This is a genomic window from Achromobacter sp. FW305-C-30-7 (assembly GCF_058783105.1).
Map to the genome: position 1 here is coordinate 559,938 of NZ_JBYSYI010000002.1, position 22,870 is coordinate 582,807.

Sequence of the window (22,870 nt, forward strand, 5' to 3'; positions counted from 1 at the left end):
TCCGCGAACGCCGGCCCCAGCCTGGCGGCCGGCCTCGCGCGATGTGCCGATGACCGACGACTCCAAATACACGCGCCAGACCGTAACCCACGTCCACACCTGGGTGCCTGACAAGCTGTTCTCCGTGCGCGTGACGCGCGACGACGCGTATACGTTCCAGCCGGGCCAGTTCGCCCGGGTCGGTCTGCCCGAAGCCGGCGCCGCCGAAGGCGAACCCACGCTGTGGCGCGCCTACTCCATGGTGTCGGCGCCGCATGAACCCTGGCTGGAGTTCTATTCCATCGTGGTCCCCGAAGGCCAGTTCAGCCCGCGCATGGCGCGGCTGCAGCCCGGCGACGACCTCTATGTGGAAAAGACGCCCTACGGCTTCCTGACCCTGGAGCGCTTTGCGCCCGGCGGCGATCTCTGGCTGCTGGCCTCGGGCACCGGCCTGTCGGCCTATCTTTCCATCCTGCGCGACCCCGCCGTCTGGCGCGCCTACCGCCGCATCATCCTGGTGCACGGCGTGCGCACCGCCGCGGAGCTCGCCTACCGCGGCGAAATCGAATCCTGGCGCGCCGAGCCGGCCCTGGCCGAATTCTTCGCGGCGGATCCGCAGAAGCTGGTCTACCTGCCCATCGCCACCCGCGAAGCCCTGCCCGGCATGCCGCAGGAACGCCTGACCACCTTGATCGCCGACGGCCGCCTGGAGCAACTGGCAGGCCAGCCGCTGGATCCCGACCAGGCCAAGATCATGCTTTGCGGCAACCCGGACATGCTGGCGGACGCCCGCAAGCTGCTGGGCGAACGCGGCTTCAAGCCCGGACGCCGCGGCGTCCCCGGCAACCTGGCAGTGGAAAACTACTGGTAGCTTCGGTTCGTCCGACTTAGTGCATAAACCCTCCTTTTGGTATGACAGCACGGTGTAAAAAGCGCCCTAAACTGGTGCTCAATGGGCATTGGGTCGCTTTTTAGCAACAGATTTGCTTTTTTTGTCGGCGTTTCTTCAGGCTGTTTAGAAATATCGTTAGTGCCCGGAGCAATAATCGGGACACACGCACGACCCAGAAGGACTTTTCTCAAATGCTGTATCAATTGCACGAAATGCAGCGCGCCTTCCTGACTCCGTTTGCAGCATTCACGGACGCCGGTTCCCAGCTGTTTTCCAGTCCCTACAGCCCTCTCGCCTATACCCCGATCTCCCGCCAGATGGCAGCCGGGTATGAGCTGATGACCCGCATCGGCAAGGAATACCAGAAGCCTGCCTGGAACTTGCCCACCACCGAGATCAAGGGCAAGTCGGTCCGCGTCATCGAAGGCGTGGCCATGGACAAGCCGTTCTGCCGCCTGCTGCACTTCCAGCGCGACGTCCGCCACGCGGGCCAGGACGATCCCAAGGTCCTGCTGGTCGCGCCGCTGTCCGGCCACCACGCCACCCTGCTGCGCGATACCGTGCGCGCCCTGCTGCCGGCCCACGACGTCTATGTCACGGACTGGGTCGACGCCCGCATGGTGCCGCTGTCGGCCGGCCCGTTCCACTTGAACGACTACGTGCGCTACGTGCAGGACTTCATCCGCCACCTGGGCCCCGACGTGCACGTCATTTCCGTGTGCCAGCCCACGGTGCCGGTGTTGGCCGCCGTCTCGCTGATGGCCTCCGCCAACGATCCCTGCCAGCCGCGCAGCATGGTAATGATGGGCGGACCCATCGATCCGCGCCAGTCGCCCACGCAGGTGAACCGCCTGGCCACCACCAAGCCCTACTCCTGGTTCGAGAACCAGGTCATCCATCCGGTGCCGCCGCGCTATCCGGGCGCCGGCCGCAAGGTCTATCCAGGCTTTCTGCAGCACGCGGGCTTCATGGCCATGAACCCCGACCGCCACATGAAGTCGCATTACGACTTCTACCTGGACCTGCTGCGTGGCGACGATAGCGACGCCGAAGCGCACCGCCGCTTCTACGACGAATACAACGCCGTGCTGGATATGCCCGCCGAGTTCTACCTGGACACGATCCGCATGGTGTTCCAGGAGTTCCAGCTGCCCAACGGCACCTGGGAAGTGGACGGCAAGCTGGTGCGCCCGGCTGACATCAAGAAGGTCGCCCTCCTCACCATCGAAGGCGAGCTGGACGACATTTCGGGCCAGGGCCAGACGCGCGCCGCCATCAAGCTGTGCAAGAACATCCCGGCCGAGCGCAAGACGCACTACACGGCGCCGAACTGCGGCCACTACGGCATTTTCTCTGGCCGCCGCTGGCGCGAAATGATCTGTCCTAAAATTGCCGAATTCATCCGGCAATCTGCGTAGGATGGGTGCTGCGCGAGTCAAGCGGGACTAGAACCCGGACCTCCGACGCGCGCAACCCATCAAACAATGGTGGCTGGTAATACCACTGTTGTTTGATGGGTTGCGCGCGATCTGCATTCAGGCCCCCGGCTTCTGTCTTTTCGCGCCCCGCCCCACGGGTTCTTCTTCACATCCATGTCCTGTCGCTCACTCGCCGACCGCATCGATGCCTTGCTGCCTCAGACGCAATGCACCAAGTGCGGATACACCGGCTGTCGGCCCTATGCCGACGCCATCGCGGACGGCGCCGCCCCGATCAACCGTTGCCCGCCCGGAGGCGATGAAGGCATCGCCGCGCTGGCGGCCCTGCTCGACACTCCCGTCCTGCCCCTGGACGCCACGCGCGGCGAACCCGGGCCGCTGCTGGTCGCACGCATCGACGAAGCGCATTGCATCGGCTGTACGCTGTGCATCCAGGCCTGTCCGGTGGACGCCATCGTGGGCGCCAACAAGCACATGCATACCGTGCTGGCCGACTGGTGCACCGGCTGCGACCTGTGCGTGGCGCCCTGTCCGGTCGATTGCATCCAGATGGTGCCGGCGGGCCGCGCCTGGAGCGCGCAGGATGCCGCCATCAGCCGCCAGCGCCATCGCAGCCACCTGGCGCGGGTCGAGCGCCTGGCCGCCGACAATGCGCGCCTGATGGCGCCCGAAACGGCCGCTGCCATCAGCGCCCCCACGCCCGCCGTGGACGAGGCGCGCGACGAGGACCGCAAGCGTTCCGCCATTGAATCCGCGCTGGCCCGCGCCCGGGCCCGCCGCAACCCCACGCAATCATGAACGCAGCCAAACGCCGTGAGATCTTCGCCCGCCTGCAGGCCGCCAACCCGCACCCCACCACCGAGCTCGAGTACGACACGCCGTTCCAGCTGCTGATCGCGGTGCTGCTGTCGGCGCAGGCGACCGACAAATCGGTCAACATCGCCACGCGCAAGTTCTTCCCGGCTTACGGCACGCCGCAGGCCCTGCTGGCGCTGGGCGAAGCAGGCCTGGCCGACTACATCAAGACCATCGGGCTGTACCGCACCAAGGCGAAGAACACCATCGCCACCTGCAAGATCCTGATCGAGCAGCATGGCGGCGAAGTGCCGCAAACCCGCGAGGCGCTCGAAGCCCTGCCCGGCGTTGGACGCAAGACCGCCAACGTGGTGCTCAACACCGCGTTCGGCCAGCCCACGATGGCGGTCGACACGCACATCTTCCGCGTGTCGAACCGCACCGGCATCGCGCCCGGCAAGAACGTGCTGGAAGTCGAACAGAAACTCGAAAAGTTCGTGCCGCGCGAATACATGCAGGACGCGCATCACTGGCTGATCCTGCTGGGCCGCTACATCTGCGTGGCGCGCAAACCCAAATGCCCTCAATGCGGCATTTCCGATCTCTGCGAATTCAAGCAGAAAACGCCCGCCTGAACAGCGCATTGCGCTGGTGCGCCGACACGGCATCCGGCGCGCCGCAAACCGGGTTTTCCCTCGCTATGAAATCCATGACGCGTTGATGACGATCAACGCATATTTGCTGCATTGCATTTCCATTATGGAAAGGCTCTCTTCCCTTGTGGCGCAAGCATTGTCGGCCTGCCGACAATTGCCCATTCCGCACTGCAAAACCTATGACAAACCCTCATGGAATTTTGATAAATAGGTGCGCATACTCGCCGGCAACTCATAAGAAAACGGCGAGGCTTCGCCAGTTTTCCGGACCCTGCGGGGGCCTGGCGCAACGACGGCAGGTGGAGACCGAAATAAATACAACGCCGGTGCAGCGAACATGGACGACACGATCCTGGAGACAAAAGGCCTCACCAAGGAATTCCGCGGATTCGTCGCGGTCAATGGGGTCGATTTGCGTATCAAGCGGGGCGAGATTCATGCCTTGATCGGGCCTAACGGCGCGGGCAAGACCACTTGCTTCAACCTGCTTACCAAGTTTCTCTCTCCCACGTCGGGAACCATCAAGTTCAACGGTATCGACATTACCGGCGAGCGTCCCGCGCAGATCGCGCGGCGCGGCGTGATCCGCTCCTTCCAGATCTCGGCGGTGTTCCCGCACCTGACCGTGCTGGAAAACGTGCGCATCGGCCTGCAGCGCAAGACCGGCCTGTCGTTCCACTTCTGGAAAAGCGACAAGCAGCTGGCGGCGCTGAACGAGCCCGCCCGCGCGCTGCTGGAACAGGTCGACCTGGGCGCCTTCGCCGACGAGACCACCGTAAACCTGCCCTATGGCCGCAAGCGCGCGCTCGAAATCGCCACCACGCTGGCGATGGAACCCGAGCTGATGCTGCTGGACGAACCCACGCAGGGCATGGGCCACGAGGACGTGGACCGCGTCACGCAGCTGATCAAGCGCGTCAGCGCCGGGCGCACCATCCTGATGGTGGAACACAACATGAATGTCGTGTCCTCCATCGCCAACACCATTACTGTGCTGGCGCGCGGCAGCGTGCTGGCCGAAGGATCGTACGCCGAAGTCTCCCGCCATCCGGCCGTGATGCAGGCTTACATGGGCACCACCGAGGGCGAACTTCAAGGAGCGCACGCATGAGCACCCCGGCACTGGAAATTTCGGGCCTGCAGGCCTGGTACGGGGAATCGCATATCCTGCACGGCGTGGATATGCGCGTTGGACAAGGCGAAGTGGTCACGCTGCTAGGACGCAATGGCGCCGGGCGCACCACGACCCTGCGGGCCATCCTCGGCCTGACGGGTTCGCGCAAGGGTTCGGTACGCATCCACGGCACCGAAGCCATCGACCTGCCCACCTACAAGATCGCCCACCTGGGCGTGGGCTATTGCCCCGAGGAACGCGGCATCTTCGCCAGCCTGTCCTGCGAAGAAAACCTGCTGCTGCCGCCGGTCGTCGGCTCGCTGGGCGGCGGCATGTCGCTGGCCGAAATCTACGACATGTTCCCCAACCTGCAGGAGCGCCGGAATTCTCCTGGCACGCGCCTGTCGGGCGGCGAACAACAGATGCTGGCCGTGGCGCGCATCCTGCGCACCGGCGCCAACCTGCTGCTGCTCGACGAAATCTCCGAAGGCCTCGCCCCTGTCATCGTGCAGGCGCTGGCGCGCATGATCACGGCGCTGAAGCAGCGCGGCTACACCATCGTCATGGTGGAGCAGAACTTCCGCTTTGCCGCGCCCTTGGCCGACCGCTTCTATGTCATGGAGCACGGCCAGATCGTCGAGCACTTCGAAGCCGCAGAACTTTCAGAAAAACAGGACACGCTCAACGAACTGCTGGGCGTCTAGAACCTGTGTCATCCGCCGGAAATCCGGCAACACTACACCGTAGGGAAGAGAGGAGTCATCCCATGAAGCTGCACACCATCACTGCTGCACTGGCCATGGCGGGCCTGGGATTTGCTGGGGCAACCGCCCACGCGCAAGGTATCTCCGACGATGTCATCCGCATCGGCTTCATCACTGACATGTCGGGCGTGTATTCCGACATCGACGGCAAGGCCGGTCTGGAAGCCGTGCGCATGGCAATCGAGGACGCCGGCGGTTCGATCAACGGCAAGAAGATCGAAGTCGTGTCGGCCGACCACCAGAACAAAGCCGACGTCGCCTCGGCGCGCGTGCGCGAATGGTTCGACGAGCAGAAGGTGGACGTCATCATCGCCGGCACCAACTCGTCGACCAGCCTGGCCATGGCCGGCGTGGCCGCCGCGAAGAAGAAGCCCTTCATGGCGATCGGCGCGGGCGCGTCGGACCTGACCAACGCCCAATGCTCGCCCTATACCGTGCACTACGCCTACGACACCGTGGCCCTGGCGCGCGGCACCGGTTCCGCCGTGGTGAAGGACGGCGGCAAGAGCTGGTTCTTCCTGACCGCGGACTACGCCTTCGGCCACGCGCTGGAACGTGACACCATGGCCGTGGTCAAGGCTGCTGGCGGCGAGGTCAAGGGCCAGGTGCGCGCGCCGCTGGGCGCGTCGGACTTCTCGTCCTTCCTGCTGCAGGCGCAAGCCTCCAAGGCGCAGATCCTGGGCCTGGCCAATGCCGGCGGCGACACCATCAACTCGATCAAGGCCGCCAATGAATTCGGCGTGACCAAGACCATGAAGATGGCCGGCCTGCTGGTCTTCATCAACGACGTGCACGCGCTGGGCCTGCAAGCCACCCAGGGCATGTACCTGACCGACGGCTGGTACTGGGACCAATCCGACGCCTCGCGCGCCTGGTCCAAGAAGTTCGAAGCCAAGGTCGGCCGCAAGCCTTCCATGCTGCAGGCGGGCGACTACTCGGCCACGGCCTTCTACCTGAACGCCATCAAGTCCACCGGCACGGACGACGGCGACGCCGTCATGAAGTGGATGAAGTCGAACAAGGTCAACGACTTCTTCGCGCAAGGCGGTTACGTGCGCGAAGACGGCCGCATGATCCACGACATGTACCTGATGCAGGTCAAGACGCCGGCCGAATCCAAGGCCCCGTGGGACTACTACAAGGTCGTGGCGACGCTCCCTGGCGACGAGGTCTACACCAAGTTGTCCGAGTCCACCTGCAAGCTGGTCAAGAAGTAAACCAGCCCCAGTGCCCCCAGACGCGACCCGGCGAATCTAAGCGCCGGGCCGCGTTTTTGACAGGGCCTTGTTTCGCGCCGGGTCGCATTCTGACCGGATCAGGTTTTGACTAGCTCGCTTCCATTCGTACGCGCAGGATTTTCACAAGATGACTGACATTTTCGGCATCCCCATACAGGCCTTGTTCGGCCAGCTGTTGCTAGGCCTGGTCAACGGCTCCTTCTACGCCATGCTGTCGCTCGGGCTGGCCGTCATCTTCGGGCTGCTGAACGTCATCAACTTCGCGCACGGCGCGCTCTACATGCTGGGCGCGTTCGTCGCCTGGATGGGGCTGTCGTACCTGGGGTTGAACTACTGGGTCATGCTGATCCTGGCGCCGCTGATCGTCGGGCTGTTCGGCATCATCATAGAAAAGCTGTTGCTGCGGCATCTGTACAAGCTCGATCACCTGTACGGCCTGCTGCTCACCTTCGGCCTGACGCTGCTCATAGAAGGCCTGTTCCGCAGCTTCTACGGCGTCTCGGGCCAACCTTATCCCACGCCCGACGCGCTGCGCGGGGCCACCAACCTGGGCTTCATGGTCCTGCCGAACTACCGCGGCTGGGTCGTGGTGGCCTCCCTGGTGGTGTGCCTGGCAACCTGGTTCGTCATTGAACGCACCCGCCTGGGCGCCCTGCTGCGCGCCGGCACCGAGAACCCGCGGCTGGTTGAGGCCTTTGGCGTCAACGTGCCGCGCATGATCACGCTGACCTATGGCTTCGGCGTGGCGCTGGCGGGCTTTGCTGGCGTGCTGGCCGCGCCCGTGCTGCAGATTTCTCCGTTGATGGGCTCCAACCTCATCATCGTCGTGTTCGCCGTGGTCGTGATCGGGGGCATGGGGTCCATCATGGGCGCCATCGTGACCGGTCTGGGCCTGGGCGTGATTGAAGGACTGACCAAGGTGTTCTGGCCCGAGGCCTCCAGCACGGTCGTGTTCATCATCATGGCCATCGTTCTGTTGATCCGCCCGGCCGGGCTGTTCGGAAAAGAAAAATGAATCGTCAATTCCTGGGCTATGCGGTACTGGCCGTCGTGGTGGCCATGCTCCCCTTTGTCGGGGTGTATCCGATCTTCGCCATGAAGATCATGTGCTACGCGCTCTTCGCGTGCGCATTCAACCTGCTGCTGGGTTTCACTGGTCTCCTGTCGTTCGGACATGCCGCCTTCCTGGGCAGCGCGGCCTACGCGACCGGCCACGCGCTCAAGGTGTGGGGCTTTCCCACCGAGATCGGCTTGCTGTTCGGCGTAGCCGTGGCGGCGCTGCTGGGCCTGGCGATGGGCGCCCTTGCCATCCGCCGCAGCGGCATCTACTTCGCCATGATCACCCTGGCGCTGTCGCAGATGGTGTTCTTCTTCTTCCTCCAGGCGAAGTTCACGGGCGGCGAGGACGGCCTGCAAAGCGTGCCGCGCGGCACCCTGTTCGGCTTGATCGACCTGTCCAAAGACCTGAACCTGTACTACGTGGTGATGGCCATCTTCATCATTGGCTACTTCATCATCTGGCGCACGGTGAACTCGCCCTTCGGCCAGGTGCTGCAGGCGCTGCGCGAGAATGAGCCGCGCGCCATCTCGCTGGGCTACGACGTCGACCGCTTCAAGCTGCTGGCCTTCGTGCTGTCGGCCGCGCTGGCTGGCCTGGCGGGCGCCACCAAGACCCTGGTCTTCGTGTCGGCCACCTTGTCCGACGCCACCTGGCAGATGTCCGGCCTGGTCATCCTGATGACGCTGATAGGCGGACTGGGCACCTTGACCGGCCCCATCCTCGGCGCCTTCATCGTGGTGCTGATGGAGAACAAGGTGGGCGACTTCGGCCAGATGATGGCCAACCTGACCGGCGTGGACTGGTTCCTGCGCCTGGGTGAATCGGTCACCATCGTGATCGGCCTGATCTTCGTGATCTGCGTGCTGGCCTTCCGCCGCGGCATCGTGGGCGAGATTGGCGCCCTGATCAACCGCCGGCGCAGCGCCCGCGCCTGATCCAGGCAACGCAAGTCGCACGGGGCCGCCATCCGCGGCCCCGTTTCATTTGGCGCGCCCGCTGGCACCCGTACAATGAACGGCACCCAACCCAACAGGTGCCTGACCATGCGCAACCCGCATCCGCTCGCCCCCGTCCTTGGCGCCCTGGCGCTGGCAGCCGCCCTCATCCCCGCCGCCGCGCAAGCCGCCGATCCTGCCGCTCCCGTCTGCGAAATCAACCGGCCGGTCCGCTTCAGCGGCCTGAACTGGGAATCCAACCTGGTCCTGGCCGGTATCGAACGCTATGTGCTGGAACATGGCTACGGCTGCAAGACCACGGTCGAGATCGGCGAGACCCTGCCCATGCTGGCCGCGCTGCAACGCGGCGACGTCGACGTCACCCCGGAAGTCTGGCCCGGCCAGATCGAAGGCGCATGGAAGAAGGCTTTGGCCAGCGGCAAGGTGCTGGGCGTGGGCCACGTGTACGACGCCGGCGAAGGCTGGTACGTGCCGCGCTACACCGTCGAACGCCACCCCGATTTGAAATCCGCGGCCGACCTGGCGCGCTTCAAGGAAGTCTTCGCCGATCCCGAGGAGCCCGGGCGCGGCCGCATCTACGGCTGCCCCGCAGGCTGGGCCTGCGGCACCCTGAACGAGAACCTGCTGCGCGCCTTGAAGCTTGAAAAGGACTACGCGATGTTCGCGCCCGGTTCCGGCGCTGCGCAGAAGGCCGCCATCGTCTCCGCGTACAAGCGCAAGCGCGACATCGTCTTCTACTACTGGACGCCCACCTCCCTGGTCGGGGCGCTGGACCTGGTGAAGCTGGAACTGCCCGCCTTCGACCAGGCCGCCTACACCTGCATGACCGATCCCAAGTGCGCCCATCCCGTGGCCACCGAGTTCAAGCCCAACCCCGTGGTCACCGGCGTGAATGCGCAGTTCGCCAAGCAGGCGCCGCAGCTCGCCGAGTTCCTGGGCAAGCTGACCGTGCCCAGCGACGCCATCGACGCCACGCTGGGCTGGCTGGAAAACGAAGGCAAGGAACCCGAGGACGCCGCGCGCTATTTCCTCAAGCAGTATGGCCCCGTCTGGCGGCAATGGATGCCGGCGCAGGCGGCCGACCGCGTGCAGGCGGCGCTGGCTCGCGAATGACAACCGGAACCCGGCCGCCGCCTCATGTATCCTGACGTTTCGGCGCGCCGATAGCGCCAACCCGATTCAAGTGAAGGAAGACAACCATGGATGCCTTGTTCTGGCACAACGGTCACTGGACCACTGAAAACCCCAAACTGCTCGGCCCGGCCGACCACGCCTTCTGGATGGCCAGCATGGTGTTCGACGGCGCGCGCGCATTCCGCGGCCTGACGCCGGACCTGGACCTGCACTGCCAGCGCGTGGTGCGCTCGGCCGAAAAGATGCTGATGAAGCCCCAGCTCGGCTGGGAAGAAATCCAGCAGCTGTGCCTGCAAGCCGTCGCGAAATTCCCGCAAGGCACCGAGCTCTACATCAAGCCCATGTTCTATTGCGCCGACGGCTTCCTGCTGCCGGACGCCGACAAGACCCAATTCGTGCTGCATGTGTTCAAGGTGCCCATGCCAGGCGACCAGGGCTTCTCCGCCTGCTTCTCCAGCTTTGCGCGTTCCTGGCCCAATATGGCGCCGACCGACGCCAAGGCGTCCTGCCTCTACCCCAACGGCCAACGCGCCATCCGCGAAGCCGCCGAGAAGGGTTTCGACAACGCCATCATGCTGGACGGCGCGGGCAATATCGCCGAATTCGCCACCAGCAATCTGTGGATCGCGAAGGACGGCGTGGTGTCCACGCCGGCCGACAACGGCACCTTCCTCAATGGCATCACGCGCCGCCGCGTGCTGGCCCTGCTGAAGGCCGACGGCGTCGACGTGCAGGAACGCAGCCTGACCCGCGCCGACATCGAACAAGCCGACGAAGTGTTCTCGTCCGGCAACTACGGCAAGGTGGTGCACGTGAATCGCGTGGAAGACCGCAAGCTGGAATACGGCCCGATGGCCCGCCGCGCGCATAAGCTGTACATGGACTACGCGGAAAGCACCGGCGCGAAGTAGGATCACCGCCGCCCTAGCCGCCCATCCAAACTGCCCGCCCCTGTGCGGGCAGTTTCGTTCTCAGGAATGCCTCATGCAGACCCGACGTGACTTTCTCCGCAGCGGCGCCTCGCTGGCCGGCGCCGGCAGCGCCCTGGCCCTGCTGCCCGCCTCCATCCGCCGCGCGCTCGCGATCCCGGCCGCGCGCCGCACGGGCACGATCCGCGACGTGGAGCACATCGTCGTCTTCATGCAGGAGAACCGCTCGTTCGACCATTATTTCGGCGGACTGGCGGGCGTGCGCGGGTTCGGCGACCGCTTTCCCATACCCGTGCCGGACAGCCCGGACGCGCGCCGTCGCACCGTCTGGGCGCAGTACAACGACAAACCCGATGAAGGCGCGCCGCGCACGGTGCTGCCCTTCCACCTGGATACGCGCGAAGCTTTCGAGACCATGCGCGTGGCCAGCACGCCGCACACCTGGTCCAACGCCCAGGACGCGTGGGACGCAGGCCGCATGGGCAACTGGCCGGCCGCCAAGAAGAACCACTCGATGGCGTACTTCTCAGCCGAGGACATGCCCTTCCAGTACGCCATGGCGCGCGCCTTCACGGTCTGCGACGCCTACCACTGCTCGTTCACCGGCGGCACCAATACCAACCGGCTGTTCGTCTGGACGGGCACCAACGACGGCCTGGGCCGCGGCAACGGTCCGGCCTTGGGCAATACCTACAACAAGCTCGCCGGCGGCGATCCGGCGCGCGCCTATACCTGGACGACCTATCCCGAGCGGCTGGAGGCGGCCGGCGTCAGTTGGCGCATCTACCAGAACATGGCGGACAACTATTCATTGAACCCCACCGCCGGGTTCAAGGCCTACCGCGATGCCTATCAAGGCCTGCCCGGGTCAGTGGCCGCGTTGAAGGACAAGGCGCTCACCACCCGCGACCTGGACCTGCTGCGCCAGGACGTGCTGGACGGCACCCTGCCGCAAGTGTCCTGGATCTGTGCGACCAAGGCCGGCTCCGAGCACCCCAGCCCGTCCAGCCCGGCCCAGGGCGCCGACTACACGGCCCGCGTGCTGGATGCGCTGACGGCCAACCCCGAGGTCTGGAGCAAGACCGTCCTGCTGCTGATGTTCGACGAGAACGACGGCTTCTTCGACCATATGCCGCCGCCCGCGCCGCCCTCGCGCGATGCCTCGGGCGCGCTGGCCGGAGCCTCCACGGCGGATACCCGCGGCGAGTATCACGAGATCGTCGCCGGCGCGGAAAAGGACGATACCCTCGCCCACCTGCACGGCGTCTACGGCCTGGGCCCTCGCGTACCCATGTATGTGCTGTCGCCCTGGACCACGGGCGGCTGGGTCAATTCCCAGGTGTTCGACCACACTTCCGTGCTGCGTTTCATCGAGCAGCGCTTCGGCGTGGCCGAGCCCAATATCTCGCCGTGGCGCCGCGCCGTCTGCGGCGACCTCACATCGATCTTCGACTTCGCCGCGCCAGACGGCGCTGGCCTGCCCAGCGGCTTGCCAGCCACGACCGAACGCGCCGGACTGGCATCGGCGCTGCCCGGCACGGTCACGCCACCCGCGCCGCTGCAGCCGGGGCTGGCGCGGCAGCAGACTGGCACGCGCCCATCGCGTCCTCTGCCCTACGCGCTGCAGGTCCATGCGGTTGCGAATGGCGAGAGCGTGACGCTGCGCTTCGAGAATACCGGCGCGGCTGGCGCGGTGCTGCATGTGTATGACCGGCTGCACCTGGAGCGCGGCCCGCGCCGCTACACCGTGGAAGCGGGCAAGCGTCTCGCAGACGCATGGCAGACCGCTGCCGACAATGGCCGCTACGATCTGTGGGTGCTGGGCCCCAACGGCTTCCACCGCCATTGCACCGGCCGCGCCGGCCTGCAACCGCTGGAAGTCACGGCCAGCTATCAGGGGCCGGGCGCGTCGCTGCAACTGACGCTGCGCAATCCCGCCCCGCAGGCCCGTTCGTTCCGGGTGGAGGCCAACGCCTATGGCTATCCCCAGGAAGGCGACACGCCCATCGCTCCCGGCGAGGCGGTCAGCCTGGCCTGGGATCTGACCCGCAGCGCAGGCTGGTATGACCTGACGGTGCGCGACAACGGCGACCCCGCCTACACTCGCCGCCTGGCCGGCCGCATCGAAACCGGCGCCCCTTCCACTTCCGATCCCGCGATGGGACAGGAGCTGATACTGCAATGGACCCCGCTGGCATGAAACCGCCCGCCCCCTATGAAAACGCCGTGACCTTCCAGTTCGGCGATTCGCCCGAACTGGCCGACGAGTTGCTGGCGCTGGTGCTGGCCGGCACGAAGACGGCCACCTGCGGCGCGCTGCGCGACTTCAATGAACAGGAACCCGTGCCCCAGGCCGGCCGGCGCGACGTGGTGCTGGACGGCCTGGGCCGCCCCGCCTGCGTGATCGAGACGCTCAGCGTATTGATCCAGCGCTTCGACCAGGTCGATGAAGCGTTCGCGCTGGCCGAAGGGGAAGGCCCCTACGAGGCCTGGCGCGACGCGCACATCGCCTACTTCGGCCGCAACGGCGGTTATGCGCCGGACATGATGCTGGCGTGCGAACGCTTCCGGGTGGTCGAAGTCTTCGAGCGATAAAAAAAGCCGGATGCCTTGCGGCGTCCGGCCCTTCGTGCACACGAGGTCGATCAGCCTTGCTCGCCGCCCTTGCCCAGGCCCAGATAGCTTTCGATGACCTTGGGGTCGCCGGCCAGTTCGCGCGCCGGACCGTGCAGGATGACTTCGCCGGTTTCCAGCACGTAGCCGTAGTCGGCCACTTGCAGCGCCGCGCGTGCATTTTGTTCGACCAGCAGAATCGCCACGCCGGTCTCGCGCAGGCGCGCGATGATGTGGAAGATCTCGCGCACGATGCGCGGCGCCAGGCCCAGGCTGGGCTCGTCGAGCATCAGCAGGTTGGGCTTGGCCATCAGCGCGCGGCCGACCGCCAGCATCTGGCGTTCGCCGCCCGACAGGGTGCCGGCCTGCTGCGCACGGCGCTCGCGCAGCCGCGGAAACAGGTCGAACACCTCGTTCAGCGTGTCGCGCCAGCCGCTTTCGCGGGCGCGGTAGCGGCGGAAGCCGCCCAGCAGCAGGTTGTCTTCCACCGACATGGTGCCGAACAGTTCGCGGCGCTCGGGCACCAGCGACATGCCAGCCGCGACGCGGCGTTCGACCTGCCAGCCCGACACGTCGGTGCCGGCGTACTGCACGGTGCCGGCCGCGTGGCCGGTCTGCGGCAGCGCACCCATCATGGCGTTCAGCATGGTGGATTTGCCGGCGCCGTTGGCGCCGATCACGGTAACGATGCTGCCAGCGGGCACGGTGAGCGAGGCGCCCACCAGCGCGCCCACCTTACCGTAGCGGGCGGACAGGTTGGTGACTTCGAGTACGGGAGCGCTCATCACACGCCTCCTGCCGACACGGGTTTGGCCTGGTCCGCTTCGGGCAGGTCGTCATCGATGCCGCCCAGGTAGGCTTCCAGCACCGCCGGGTTCTTTTGCACGTCGGCCGGCACGCCTTCAGCCAGCTTGGTGCCGAAATCCATCACCACGAGGTGGTTGGTCAGACGCATCACAAAATCCATATCGTGTTCGACGAGCAGAATGCTCATGCCCTCGGCTCGCAACTGTTCCAGCACGCGCGCCAGGTCCTGCTTTTCCTTGTAGCGCAGGCCGGCGGCGGGTTCGTCCAGCAGCAGCAATACCGGGTCGGAGGCCAGGGCGCGCGCGATTTCCAGGATGCGTTGCTGGCCCAGCGCCAGGTTGCCCGCCTGCTCGTACAGGTACTCGCCCAGGCCGACGCGCTTGATCTGCTCCGCGGCTTCGTGCAACAGCTGCGCCTCGCGGGCGCGATCCGAATGCAAAGCGCCCGCCAGCACGCCGACGTCCGAGCGCAGGTGCGCGCCCAGCGCCACGTTCTCCAGCACCGTCATGCCGGGCAGCAGTTGCACGTGCTGGAAGGTGCGGCCCACGCCCAGCTTGGCAATCTCGCGCGCCGAACGGCTGTCGATGCGCTGGCCCATGAAGGTGACCTTGCCGCGCGTCACCGGCAGCACGCCGCTGATCAGGTTGAAGGTCGTGCTCTTGCCAGCGCCGTTCGGGCCGATCAGGCCCATGATTTCGCCGGAGGCGACCTTGAAGGAAATGTCGTTGACCGCGACCAGGCCGCCGAACTCCTTGCGGATGGCATCCACTTCGAGCACCACCTGGCCCGCTTGCGGACGCGCGCGCGTCGGCAGGGCCGGCGCCGGCGCGGGCGGCGCCAGGTTCCGGCGCGATCCGTCGGCGCCGGTGATGCTGCCCCACCAGCCCGCCAGGATCGGCCACAGGCCGTTGCGGGCGTATTGCAGCATCAGGATCAGCAGCACGCCGAAGACGATCATCTCGAAGTTGGCGTTGGTATCGAGCAGCTTGGGCAACAGGTTCTGCAACTGGTCCTTCAGCACCAGGATGACGCTGGAGCCCAGCAAGGCGCCCCAGACGTAGCCGGCGCCACCGACCACCGCCATGAACAGGTATTCGATGCCGTAGTTGATGCCGAACGGGCTGGGGCTGACGGCGCGCTGCATGTGCGCATAGAGCCAGCCGGACACGCAGGCCAGCAATGCCGCCCAGACGAAGATCACGACCTTGTAGGCAGCGGTGTTCACGCCCATGGATTCGGCCATGCCGGCGCCGCTCTTGAGCGCGCGGATGGCGCGCCCGGGACGCGAGTTCAGCAGGTTGCGGGTCGCCCACAGCGCCAGCAGCACGAACACCCAGATCAGGTAATAGATGTGGCGGCCGCTGGCCAGCGACATGCCGAAGATGCTGATGGGCTCGATGCCAGCGATGCCGTCATGCTTGCCCAGCCAGTCGATGTTGCCGAACAGGAAGTACAGCGACAGGCCCCAGGCGATGGTGCCCAGCGGCAGGTAGTGGCCCGACAGGCGCAGGGTGATGGCGCCCAGCAGATAGGCCACGACGGCCGTCAGGACCAGCCCGGCCGGCAGCGCCAGCCAGGGCGAGACATCGTATTGCGTGGTCAGGAAGGCGGTGGTGTAGGCGCCCAGGCCCACGAACGCGGCCTGGCCGAACGAGGTCAGGCCGCCCACGCCGGTCAGGAGCACCAGTCCCAGCACCACCAGGCTGGCCAGCCCGATGTAGTTGAGTTGCGTCACCCAGAATTCGGGCGTGGCCGACACCAGCGGCAGGCCCGCCAGGACGACGAGAAAGAGGACGAGCAAAATGCGGTTCATGACGTTTATTCCTCTTCGTCCACGTGATGGGTGCTGAACGAACGCCACACCAGAACCGGGATAATCAGGGTGAAGACAATCACTTCCTTATAGGCGCTGGCCCAGAAGGACGAGAAGGATTCCAGCACGCCCACCAGCAGCGAGCCCGCGGCGGCCACGGGGTAGCTGGCCAGACCGCCGATGATGGCGCCGACGAAGCCCTTCAGGCCGATCAGGAAGCCGGTGTCGTAATACACCGTGGTGATGGGCGCGATCAGCATGCCGGACATGGCGCCGATGGCAACCGCCAGCGTGAAGGTCAGGCTGCCGGACATGGTGGTGCTGATGCCGACCAGGCGGGCGCCGCGGCGGTTGACCGCGGTTGCGCGCAGGGCGCGGCCATACAGCGTCTTGCCGAAGAACAGCCACAGGCCGATGATCAGGATGGCGCAGGTCGCCACCACGAACAGGCTTTGCGCCGACCAGGTCATGAAGCCCAGGTCGATCTGACCGCTGACGAAGGCGGGAGTGCGCCAGCCTTCGGCGCCAAAGAACACCAGCGCCAGGCCGGTGAGCGCGAAGTGCACGGCCACGGAAACGATCAGCAAGACCAGCACGGTGGCTTCGGCCAGCGGCTGGTAGACGATGCGATAGACCATCGGACCCATCGGGATCACCAGCAGCAGCGTCAGCAGCATGTTCAGCCACAGCGAATTGCCGGGCGCGGTGTAGGTCACGGTCAGCCACAGCAGCGCCAGCGGCAGGACCACACAGGTGGCGATGGCCTTGGGCAAGGCGGCCGCGCTGCGGGTGCGCAGCGCGCGCAGCAGCTCGAGCGCCAGGCAGACGACGCCCAACAGCGGCAGGAGATAGGCGGTGCCCGGCACTTTGCCGTCCACCAGCATGGCCAGGGTCAGGGCGCCGAACGCCACGAACTCGCCCTGGGGAATGAAAATGACGCGCGTAACGGCGAATACCAGCACCAGAGCCATGCCCAGGAGGGCATAGATGGCGCCGTTGACGACACCGTCTTGCAGCAGGATCAGCGCAATTGTGGAATCCATCTAACAACCTTATTTATTCTGGTGTTCCGGCCGCACCCGGGACACTGATACGACACACCGGCCGGAAAGGCCGGTGCGAAGCATTGCTGGGGTGCCGCGCGGCGGGCGCCGCCGCGCTTTATGCACCCTTGGATCGGGCGATCCTGGGGATTACAGGCCGGGCTGGTAGACCCACTTGCCGCCTTCCACCTTGACCATCACGCGCGAGCGCTCGTCAAAGCCGGCGTGGTCCGTCGGCGACATGTTGAACACGCCTTGCGAGGCGGCCAGGTCCTTCACGCCTTCCAGGGCGTCGCGCATGGCGGCGCGGAACTCCGGCGTGCCGGGCTTGGCGCCCGACTTCAACGCCACCGGCAGTGCGGCCACGACCAACTGGCCGGCGTCCCACATGTGGCCGCCGAACGTGTTGGTGGAACCGGCGCCGTTGGCCTTTTCGTAGGCTTCCACATAGGCGAGGGCCGATTTCTTGACCTGGTTGCTGTCCGGCAACTGAGCCGCGACCAGCAGCGGGCCGGCGGGCAGCAGCATGCCGTCGCAGTCCTTGCCGCAAACGCGCAGCACGTCGTTGTTGGCAGCGCCGTGGGTCTGGTAGATGGTGCCGCCGTAGTTGCGGGCCTTCAGTTCCTTCTGCGGCAGGGCCGAGGGGGTGCCGGCGCCGGCGATCAGGATGGCGTCGGGCTTGGCGCCGACCAGCTTGAGCACCTGGCCCGTCACGCTGGTGTCGGTGCGGCTGTACTTCTCGATGGCGACGATTTCGATGCCCTTGGCCTTGGCGGCCTTTTGCATCACGTCCAGCCAGCCGTCGCCGTAGGCGTCGGCAAAGCCGATGAAGCCCAGGGTCTTGACCTTGGACTTGGCCATGGCGTCAGCCAGGGCGCCGGCCATCAGCGCGTCGTTCTGCGGTGTCTTGAAGACCCAGCGGCGCTTGTCGTCCACGGGCTCGACGATCTTGGCGCTGGCGGCCACGCTGATCATCGGTACCTTGGCTTCGGCGGCCACGTCGACCATGGCCAATGAGCCCGGCGTGACCGAGGTGCCGATCAGCACGTCGACCTTGTCGTCGGTGGCCAGTTTGCGCGAGTTCTTGACGGCTTGCGTCGTGTCGGTAGCGTCGTCCAGGACGATCCATTCGATCTTCTGGCCGGCCACTTCCTTGGGCAGGAGGGCCACGGTGTTGCGCTCGGGGATACCCAGCGACGCGGCGGGGCCGGTGCTGGACACGGTCACGCCAACCTTGACCTGGGCGCTCGCCAGTAGCGGCAGGGCCAGGGCAATGGCGGCAGCCGCCGCGGACAAGCCGAAGTGCTTGCGCATATTTTTGTCTCCTGTGGTGGCTCTTGGGCGCCTCGGTCGAGGCTAAGGCGAGCCTAGTTAAAGTTATACAGAAAAAAATATTATAGGGTTAAAACAGTATCAGATGACGATGCGCAACTCCGGTAATTCCCTGATGTGCTACCCGAAACACGTTTTAGCAAACGCATTCGTTAATGGCGAACTTGTACTAGATAAGTTCGCCAGCCGTCAGTTGGGGGATTCCCTTGGAAAGCGGCGCGCGTCTCAGCGCCCCAACATCGGCCACACGCGCTCAACCCGCGACGCTACCCAGGCCGCGACCACGGCCTTGGCCAAGTCGCCGGGCAGGAATACGGCTACCGCCATCGCCGCCTTGGCCAGGCCCATCTTCGTCACCGCGGCCAGCCATGGCACGCCGCAGGCGTAGACCACGGCGATGCCGCCGACCACGCATGCGACCACATAGCCGGCGAACTTCGCCCAGCCGCCGACGGCGCGTCCCGCGAGGCTGCGCGCCAGCCAGCCCGTCACGAAGGCGCCCACTACCAAGCCGACAAGGAAGCCGCCCGTTGGCCCAAAGAAGGCGCCCAGCCCTCCCCGGCCGCCCGGCAGCACGGGCAGCCCGACCGCCGCCAGCGCCAGGTACAGCAGGCAGGCCAGCGCGCCGCGGACGGGTCCGAGCATCGCGCCCGCCAGCATGGCCCCCAGGGTCTGCAGCGTCACCGGCACCGGGATGGCCGGCAGCGGAATCGGCGGAATCAGACTCAGGACCACGATCAGCGCCGCGAACAGCGCAATCAGCACGGTATTACTGGATTTCACGGTTTTTCCCCTTTGGGAGATGGAACAGGGCGCGCAGCCCTCAGTGGCTGCGCGCGTCTATTGCTTCGGATACTTCCTGCGCCCTTTTCAGCGTCAGCACGATCAGGGGCACGATCAGCGCCACCGGACTGGCGCCCAGCCCGCGGGCCGCCTGCGCTTCGCGGATTTCCTGGAAATTGCGCCAGATCTCGGGCACGAAACGCAGGGCCAGCGCCAGGGCCAGCGCGACCTTGCCGGCATCCACCAGCCGCATGCGTTCAAGCGGCATCAGCGCCTTTTCGCAGACGGCGATCAGATCGGACGTGCGGGTGGCGAGCGTGACAGCCAATGCCAGCCCGACCATCGCAGCGACGCGCAGCAGCACGGCCAGCGCCTCCATCCCGCCCTGGAACCAGGCGGTGAACGCGCCCACGGCCAATAGCACCCATGCCAATCCTTTTACCTGGCGCCAGACCGTGGCTGCGGCCACGCCCGTGGACCAGACCAGCGCGGCCGCCGCCAGGAAGGCTGGCGCCAGCCAACGCGGGTCACGCAACAGGAACAGGCCCGCGCCCGCCGCCATCAGGGCCAACAGCTTCAGCCACGCCGGCAGCCGGTGCAGGAAGGAGTCGCCCGCGACGTACAGCGGTTCCATCATGCGCAGTGCTCCCGGTACCAGCGCAGCGCGGCGGCCGGCTTGTCGTCGGCCGCGATATTGCCGTCGCGCACCACCACGACCCGGTCGAAATCCTCCAGCAGCTCCAGATCGTGGCTGACGACGATGGCGTCATGGGGCAGGCCCGCAATGGCATCGCGCACACGATTACGGTTGCGCAGATCCAGCTGGGTAGTGGGTTCGTCGAACACGATCAGCGCCGGCTCCATCACCAGCACCGCGGCCAGCGCCACCAGTTGGCGTTCGCCGCCGGACAGCGTGTGGCTGGTCCGGTCCGCCAGATGGCCCACGCCCAGGTGGCCCAATTGGGCGTCGATGCGGGCTTCGCGTTGCTGCCGGTCCGGGGCCAGATGCTTCAGGCCGAACGCCAGGTCCTCGCGGACGATGGGGAAGACAATCTGATTTTCGGGATTCTGGAATACGAAACCGACCTGACGACGGACAGCCTTCAGGTCGCGGCGGGTGTCCAGCCCGCCCACCCTGACGCTGCCAGCGGAAGGCAGCACCAAGCCGTTGATCAGCCGCGCCAGCGTGCTCTTGCCGGCGCCATTGGGACCGACGATGCCGATGCGGCGTTCGGCCAGCGTCAGGCTCACCCCATTCAGCACTTGCGCCTGGGGCGTGGAAACAACCGCCTGGTCAAACTCGATTAACATGGGGCGGGATTATGCCCGAACCATTTCGGGCATCGGGACTCCAAGAGCTCATATGGACAAAGTACGAAAATCCGACGCCGAATGGCGTGCCCAGCTTTCCCCCGAAGAATACGTCGTCACCCGTGAAAAGGGTACCGAACGGGCCTTCACCGGGCGCTACTGGAATACGTTCAGCCACGGCATCTACCGCTGCGTGGGCTGTGGCACGGCGCTGTTCGCTTCCGACACCAAATTCGATGCCGGCTGCGGCTGGCCCAGCTATTTCCAGGCGCTGGATCCGGAACTGGTGCGCGAAGAACGCGACACCACCCACGGCATGGTCCGCACCGAAGTGCTGTGCAACGTCTGCGACTCGCACCTGGGACACGTCTTCCCCGACGGCCCCGAGCCCACCGGACTGCGCTATTGCATCAATTCCCTGTCGATGACGTTTGAACCCATAGAAGACTGAATGAAGAAGTTCCTGTTCGACCTGTTTCCGCTGTTCCTGTTCTTCATTGCCTATCGGTACACGGACATTTTCATCGCCACGGGCGTCGCCATGGCCGCGGCCGTGCTGCAGATCGTCTGGCTGAAGGCGACGGGCCGCGCCACCGAGGCCATGCACTGGATCAACCTGACCGTCATCCTGGTATTCGGCGGGGCCACGATCTGGCTGCACAGCGACGTCTTCATCAAGTGGAAGCCCACGGTGCTGTATTGGCTATTCGGCGGCGCGCTGGTGTTTGCGCGCCTGCTGTTCGGCCGCAACCTGATCCGCCGCCTGATGGAAAAGCAGATCCAGCTGCCTGACGCCGCCTGGGAGCGGCTGAACCTGGTCTGGGCCGGCTTCTTCCTGATTGCGGGCGCGCTCAACCTGTACGTGGCGTTTTCCGGCCATTTCACCGAGTCTCAATGGGTCAGCTTCAAGGCCTTCGGCCTGATGGGCCTGATGGTGGTCTTCGTGATCGGCCAGTCGATCTGGCTGGGCAAGCACATCCAGACGGAGGATCAGGCCCCCTCCTCCGACACCCCGCCGCGCCAGCCCTGAAGCGGCCCGATTCCCCGGCCGGCGCCCCTAGCCGGCGCCGGAACTAAACCTATACCTCCATGTCAGACACCACCGACCGCATTTCCCTGATCCGGGAGCGGCTAGCCGTCCTGGAACCCGTCAGCCTGGACATCCTGGACGACTCGCATTTGCATGCCGGCCACGAAGGCAGTAAAAACGGCGCCGGCCACTATCGCGTGATCATCGTAGCGCCTTGCTTTGCGGGGCTCTCGGCCGTTGCGCGGCATAGGCTGGTGTATCATCATTTGCAAGATTTGATCCCCTATCCGATTCATGCGCTTGCGCTAGATGCCCAGGCTCCCAAATAGAAAGTAAAAGGATATTCATGAAACGCATCGTCATGCTGGCTGCAGCCTGCGTCATCGCCGTGCCGGCTTTCGCTCAGAACGTGGCTACCGTCAACGGCAAGGCCATTCCGCAAAAGAGCCTGGATCAATTCGTCAAGCTGCTGGTCAGCCAGGGCGCCACCGATTCGCCGCAACTGCGCGAACAGGTCAAGCAGGAAATGATCAACCGCCAGATCTTCGTGCAAGCCGCCGAAGCCAGCGGCATCGCCAAGCAGGCCGACGTCCAGACCGAAGTCGAGCTGGCCCGCCAAGGCATCCTGGTCCGCGCCCTGATGGCCGACTACCTGGCCAAGCACCCGGTGTCGGACGCCAAGGTCACGGCTGAGTACGAGAAGATCAAGAAGGAACAGGCCGGCAAGATGGAATACAAGGTCCGCCACATCCTCGTCGAAGACGAGAAGACGGCGAACGACCTGCTGGCCCAGATCAAGAGCAACAAGAGCAAGTTCAACGACTTGGCCAAGAAGAATTCCAAGGACCCCGGCAGCGCCGAAAAGGGTGGCGACCTGGGTTGGGCTCCCCCGACCAACTACGTCCAGCCGTTCGCGCAAGCCGTGACGCAGCTGAAGAAGGGCGAACTGGTCGACAAGCCGGTGCAAACCCAGTTCGGCTGGCACATCATCATGGTCGACGACACCCGTCCGGTGGAATTCCCGCCGCTCGACCAGGTGCGCCCGCAGCTGGAAGAAATGCTGCGCCAGCAAACCCTGGCCGACTACCAGAAGGAACTGCGCGAAAAGGCCAAGATCCAGTAAGCCTTGCCGCACAGATGAAAAATGCCCGCGCAAGCGGGCATTTTTTCGCCTGCATTTCC

At 65.4% G+C, this 22,870-nt stretch carries 24 protein-coding genes; 17 read left to right on the top strand and 7 right to left on the bottom strand.

All coding sequences use genetic code 11. The features are described from left to right. Positions 1-49: 49 nt before the first annotated feature. From AC3WOB_RS09555 to AC3WOB_RS09615, 13 genes are all read left to right on the top strand, one after another. Positions 50-850 carry a ferredoxin--NADP reductase gene (locus AC3WOB_RS09555; RefSeq protein WP_492274823.1) on the top strand — a complete coding sequence of 267 codons (801 nt, stop codon included), beginning with the start codon at positions 50-52 and terminating at the stop codon, positions 848-850. A 212-nt stretch (positions 851-1,062) separates the two neighbouring features. After that, positions 1,063-2,289: a polyhydroxyalkanoate depolymerase gene (locus tag AC3WOB_RS09560; protein ID WP_013392196.1), complete on the top strand. Its 1,227-nt coding sequence runs from the start codon at positions 1,063-1,065 to the stop codon at positions 2,287-2,289. Between the two features lie 174 nt (positions 2,290-2,463). Then, positions 2,464-3,108: an electron transport complex subunit RsxB gene (rsxB, locus tag AC3WOB_RS09565; RefSeq protein WP_492274824.1), complete on the top strand. Its 645-nt coding sequence runs from the start codon at positions 2,464-2,466 to the stop codon at positions 3,106-3,108. Next, a complete protein-coding gene (gene nth / locus AC3WOB_RS09570; protein ID WP_013392194.1) occupies positions 3,105-3,740 on the top strand; it encodes an endonuclease III in 636 nt (211 codons plus the stop codon). The genes rsxB and nth overlap by 4 nt, the downstream gene beginning before the upstream one ends. A gap of 358 nt (positions 3,741-4,098) precedes the next feature. Continuing rightward, positions 4,099-4,872, top strand: coding sequence for an ABC transporter ATP-binding protein (locus tag AC3WOB_RS09575; RefSeq protein WP_013392193.1), 774 nt, complete (start codon positions 4,099-4,101; stop codon positions 4,870-4,872). After that, complete coding sequence (locus AC3WOB_RS09580) at positions 4,869-5,579, top strand: ABC transporter ATP-binding protein (RefSeq protein ID WP_013392192.1); 711 nt, start codon at positions 4,869-4,871, stop codon at positions 5,577-5,579. Before AC3WOB_RS09575 ends, AC3WOB_RS09580 begins: the two co-directional genes overlap by 4 nt. Positions 5,580-5,641: 62 nt before the next feature. Next, the gene (locus tag AC3WOB_RS09585; RefSeq protein ID WP_013392191.1) at positions 5,642-6,856 is read left to right on the top strand and encodes an ABC transporter substrate-binding protein; all 1,215 of its coding nucleotides are present in this window, start codon (positions 5,642-5,644) and stop codon (positions 6,854-6,856) included. Between the two features lie 148 nt (positions 6,857-7,004). Next, complete coding sequence (locus AC3WOB_RS09590; protein ID WP_013392190.1) at positions 7,005-7,892, top strand: branched-chain amino acid ABC transporter permease; 888 nt, start codon at positions 7,005-7,007, stop codon at positions 7,890-7,892. After that, the gene (locus AC3WOB_RS09595) at positions 7,889-8,872 is read left to right on the top strand and encodes a branched-chain amino acid ABC transporter permease (protein ID WP_013392189.1); all 984 of its coding nucleotides are present in this window, start codon (positions 7,889-7,891) and stop codon (positions 8,870-8,872) included. The genes AC3WOB_RS09590 and AC3WOB_RS09595 overlap by 4 nt, the downstream gene beginning before the upstream one ends. 108 nt (positions 8,873-8,980) lie before the next feature. Then, entirely contained in the window at positions 8,981-10,006 is a 1,026-nt protein-coding gene (locus AC3WOB_RS09600; RefSeq protein ID WP_492274960.1) for an ABC transporter substrate-binding protein, read from the top strand. 86 nt (positions 10,007-10,092) lie between these two features. Continuing rightward, positions 10,093-10,938 (top strand): branched-chain amino acid aminotransferase, encoded by an 846-nt coding sequence (locus tag AC3WOB_RS09605; protein WP_013392187.1) that lies wholly within the window; start codon positions 10,093-10,095, stop codon positions 10,936-10,938. Positions 10,939-11,011: 73 nt separating this feature from the next. Beyond that, complete coding sequence (locus tag AC3WOB_RS09610; RefSeq protein ID WP_492274825.1) at positions 11,012-13,156, top strand: phosphocholine-specific phospholipase C; 2,145 nt, start codon at positions 11,012-11,014, stop codon at positions 13,154-13,156. Beyond that, positions 13,153-13,551, top strand: a complete 399-nt coding sequence (locus AC3WOB_RS09615; RefSeq protein ID WP_242702628.1) for an ASCH domain-containing protein — start codon at positions 13,153-13,155, stop codon at positions 13,549-13,551. The genes AC3WOB_RS09610 and AC3WOB_RS09615 overlap by 4 nt, the downstream gene beginning before the upstream one ends. Positions 13,552-13,601: 50 nt before the next feature. Here the strand turns inward: AC3WOB_RS09615 and AC3WOB_RS09620 are convergent, their stop codons facing one another. The 7 genes from AC3WOB_RS09620 to AC3WOB_RS09650 all read right to left on the bottom strand — a co-directional run bounded on the left by AC3WOB_RS09620 (position 13,602) and on the right by AC3WOB_RS09650 (position 20,658). Continuing rightward, positions 13,602-14,354 carry an ABC transporter ATP-binding protein gene (locus AC3WOB_RS09620; RefSeq protein ID WP_013392184.1) on the bottom strand — a complete coding sequence of 251 codons (753 nt, stop codon included), beginning with the start codon at positions 14,352-14,354 and terminating at the stop codon, positions 13,602-13,604. Further along, positions 14,354-16,189, bottom strand: a complete 1,836-nt coding sequence (locus tag AC3WOB_RS09625) for a branched-chain amino acid ABC transporter ATP-binding protein/permease (RefSeq protein ID WP_013392183.1) — start codon at positions 16,187-16,189, stop codon at positions 14,354-14,356. Before AC3WOB_RS09625 ends, AC3WOB_RS09620 begins: the two co-directional genes overlap by 1 nt. A gap of 5 nt (positions 16,190-16,194) precedes the next feature. Continuing rightward, the gene (locus AC3WOB_RS09630; RefSeq protein WP_013392182.1) at positions 16,195-17,232 is read right to left on the bottom strand and encodes a branched-chain amino acid ABC transporter permease; all 1,038 of its coding nucleotides are present in this window, start codon (positions 17,230-17,232) and stop codon (positions 16,195-16,197) included. 150 nt (positions 17,233-17,382) lie between these two features. Further along, a complete protein-coding gene (locus tag AC3WOB_RS09635; protein ID WP_013392181.1) occupies positions 17,383-18,546 on the bottom strand; it encodes an ABC transporter substrate-binding protein in 1,164 nt (387 codons plus the stop codon). A 243-nt stretch (positions 18,547-18,789) separates the two neighbouring features. Further along, positions 18,790-19,347, bottom strand: coding sequence for a biotin transporter BioY (locus AC3WOB_RS09640; RefSeq protein WP_013392180.1), 558 nt, complete (start codon positions 19,345-19,347; stop codon positions 18,790-18,792). Positions 19,348-19,387: 40 nt separating this feature from the next. Then, a complete protein-coding gene (locus AC3WOB_RS09645; protein ID WP_492274826.1) occupies positions 19,388-19,984 on the bottom strand; it encodes an energy-coupling factor transporter transmembrane component T family protein in 597 nt (198 codons plus the stop codon). After that, entirely contained in the window at positions 19,981-20,658 is a 678-nt protein-coding gene (locus tag AC3WOB_RS09650; protein ID WP_013392178.1) for an energy-coupling factor ABC transporter ATP-binding protein, read from the bottom strand. Before AC3WOB_RS09650 ends, AC3WOB_RS09645 begins: the two co-directional genes overlap by 4 nt. Positions 20,659-20,710: 52 nt before the next feature. On the opposite strand from AC3WOB_RS09650, the gene msrB reads away from it, so the two are divergent. From msrB to AC3WOB_RS09670, 4 genes are read left to right on the top strand one after another with little or no spacing between them, the layout of a single operon-like run. After that, a complete protein-coding gene (gene msrB, locus AC3WOB_RS09655; RefSeq protein WP_013392177.1) occupies positions 20,711-21,109 on the top strand; it encodes a peptide-methionine (R)-S-oxide reductase MsrB in 399 nt (132 codons plus the stop codon). After that, complete coding sequence (locus AC3WOB_RS09660) at positions 21,110-21,688, top strand: septation protein A (protein WP_013392176.1); 579 nt, start codon at positions 21,110-21,112, stop codon at positions 21,686-21,688. A gap of 59 nt (positions 21,689-21,747) precedes the next feature. Then, positions 21,748-22,017: a BolA family protein gene (locus AC3WOB_RS09665; RefSeq protein ID WP_013392175.1), complete on the top strand. Its 270-nt coding sequence runs from the start codon at positions 21,748-21,750 to the stop codon at positions 22,015-22,017. Between the two features lie 17 nt (positions 22,018-22,034). Then, positions 22,035-22,811, top strand: coding sequence for a peptidylprolyl isomerase (locus tag AC3WOB_RS09670; protein ID WP_013392174.1), 777 nt, complete (start codon positions 22,035-22,037; stop codon positions 22,809-22,811). The last annotated feature ends 59 nt before the right edge of the window (positions 22,812-22,870 follow it).

Excerpts from the sequence above, each read along its gene's own strand:
- AC3WOB_RS09555 (WP_492274823.1), top strand. The coding sequence starts at position 50 with ATGACCGACGACTCCAAATACACGCGCCAGACCGTAACCCACGTCCAC.
- AC3WOB_RS09560 (WP_013392196.1), top strand. The coding sequence starts at position 1,063 with ATGCTGTATCAATTGCACGAAATGCAGCGCGCCTTCCTGACTCCGTTT.
- rsxB (WP_492274824.1), top strand. The coding sequence starts at position 2,464 with ATGTCCTGTCGCTCACTCGCCGACCGCATCGATGCCTTGCTGCCTCAG.
- nth (WP_013392194.1), top strand. The coding sequence starts at position 3,105 with ATGAACGCAGCCAAACGCCGTGAGATCTTCGCCCGCCTGCAGGCCGCC.
- AC3WOB_RS09575 (WP_013392193.1), top strand. The coding sequence starts at position 4,099 with ATGGACGACACGATCCTGGAGACAAAAGGCCTCACCAAGGAATTCCGC.
- AC3WOB_RS09580 (WP_013392192.1), top strand. The coding sequence starts at position 4,869 with ATGAGCACCCCGGCACTGGAAATTTCGGGCCTGCAGGCCTGGTACGGG.
- AC3WOB_RS09585 (WP_013392191.1), top strand. The coding sequence starts at position 5,642 with ATGAAGCTGCACACCATCACTGCTGCACTGGCCATGGCGGGCCTGGGA.
- AC3WOB_RS09590 (WP_013392190.1), top strand. The coding sequence starts at position 7,005 with ATGACTGACATTTTCGGCATCCCCATACAGGCCTTGTTCGGCCAGCTG.
- AC3WOB_RS09595 (WP_013392189.1), top strand. The coding sequence starts at position 7,889 with ATGAATCGTCAATTCCTGGGCTATGCGGTACTGGCCGTCGTGGTGGCC.
- AC3WOB_RS09600 (WP_492274960.1), top strand. The coding sequence starts at position 8,981 with ATGCGCAACCCGCATCCGCTCGCCCCCGTCCTTGGCGCCCTGGCGCTG.
- AC3WOB_RS09605 (WP_013392187.1), top strand. The coding sequence starts at position 10,093 with ATGGATGCCTTGTTCTGGCACAACGGTCACTGGACCACTGAAAACCCC.
- AC3WOB_RS09610 (WP_492274825.1), top strand. The coding sequence starts at position 11,012 with ATGCAGACCCGACGTGACTTTCTCCGCAGCGGCGCCTCGCTGGCCGGC.
- AC3WOB_RS09615 (WP_242702628.1), top strand. The coding sequence starts at position 13,153 with ATGAAACCGCCCGCCCCCTATGAAAACGCCGTGACCTTCCAGTTCGGC.
- AC3WOB_RS09620 (WP_013392184.1), bottom strand. The coding sequence starts at position 14,354 with ATGAGCGCTCCCGTACTCGAAGTCACCAACCTGTCCGCCCGCTACGGT.
- AC3WOB_RS09625 (WP_013392183.1), bottom strand. The coding sequence starts at position 16,189 with ATGAACCGCATTTTGCTCGTCCTCTTTCTCGTCGTCCTGGCGGGCCTG.
- AC3WOB_RS09630 (WP_013392182.1), bottom strand. The coding sequence starts at position 17,232 with ATGGATTCCACAATTGCGCTGATCCTGCTGCAAGACGGTGTCGTCAAC.
- AC3WOB_RS09635 (WP_013392181.1), bottom strand. The coding sequence starts at position 18,546 with ATGCGCAAGCACTTCGGCTTGTCCGCGGCGGCTGCCGCCATTGCCCTG.
- AC3WOB_RS09645 (WP_492274826.1), bottom strand. The coding sequence starts at position 19,984 with ATGATGGAACCGCTGTACGTCGCGGGCGACTCCTTCCTGCACCGGCTG.
- AC3WOB_RS09650 (WP_013392178.1), bottom strand. The coding sequence starts at position 20,658 with ATGTTAATCGAGTTTGACCAGGCGGTTGTTTCCACGCCCCAGGCGCAA.
- msrB (WP_013392177.1), top strand. The coding sequence starts at position 20,711 with ATGGACAAAGTACGAAAATCCGACGCCGAATGGCGTGCCCAGCTTTCC.
- AC3WOB_RS09660 (WP_013392176.1), top strand. The coding sequence starts at position 21,110 with ATGAAGAAGTTCCTGTTCGACCTGTTTCCGCTGTTCCTGTTCTTCATT.
- AC3WOB_RS09665 (WP_013392175.1), top strand. The coding sequence starts at position 21,748 with ATGTCAGACACCACCGACCGCATTTCCCTGATCCGGGAGCGGCTAGCC.
- AC3WOB_RS09670 (WP_013392174.1), top strand. The coding sequence starts at position 22,035 with ATGAAACGCATCGTCATGCTGGCTGCAGCCTGCGTCATCGCCGTGCCG.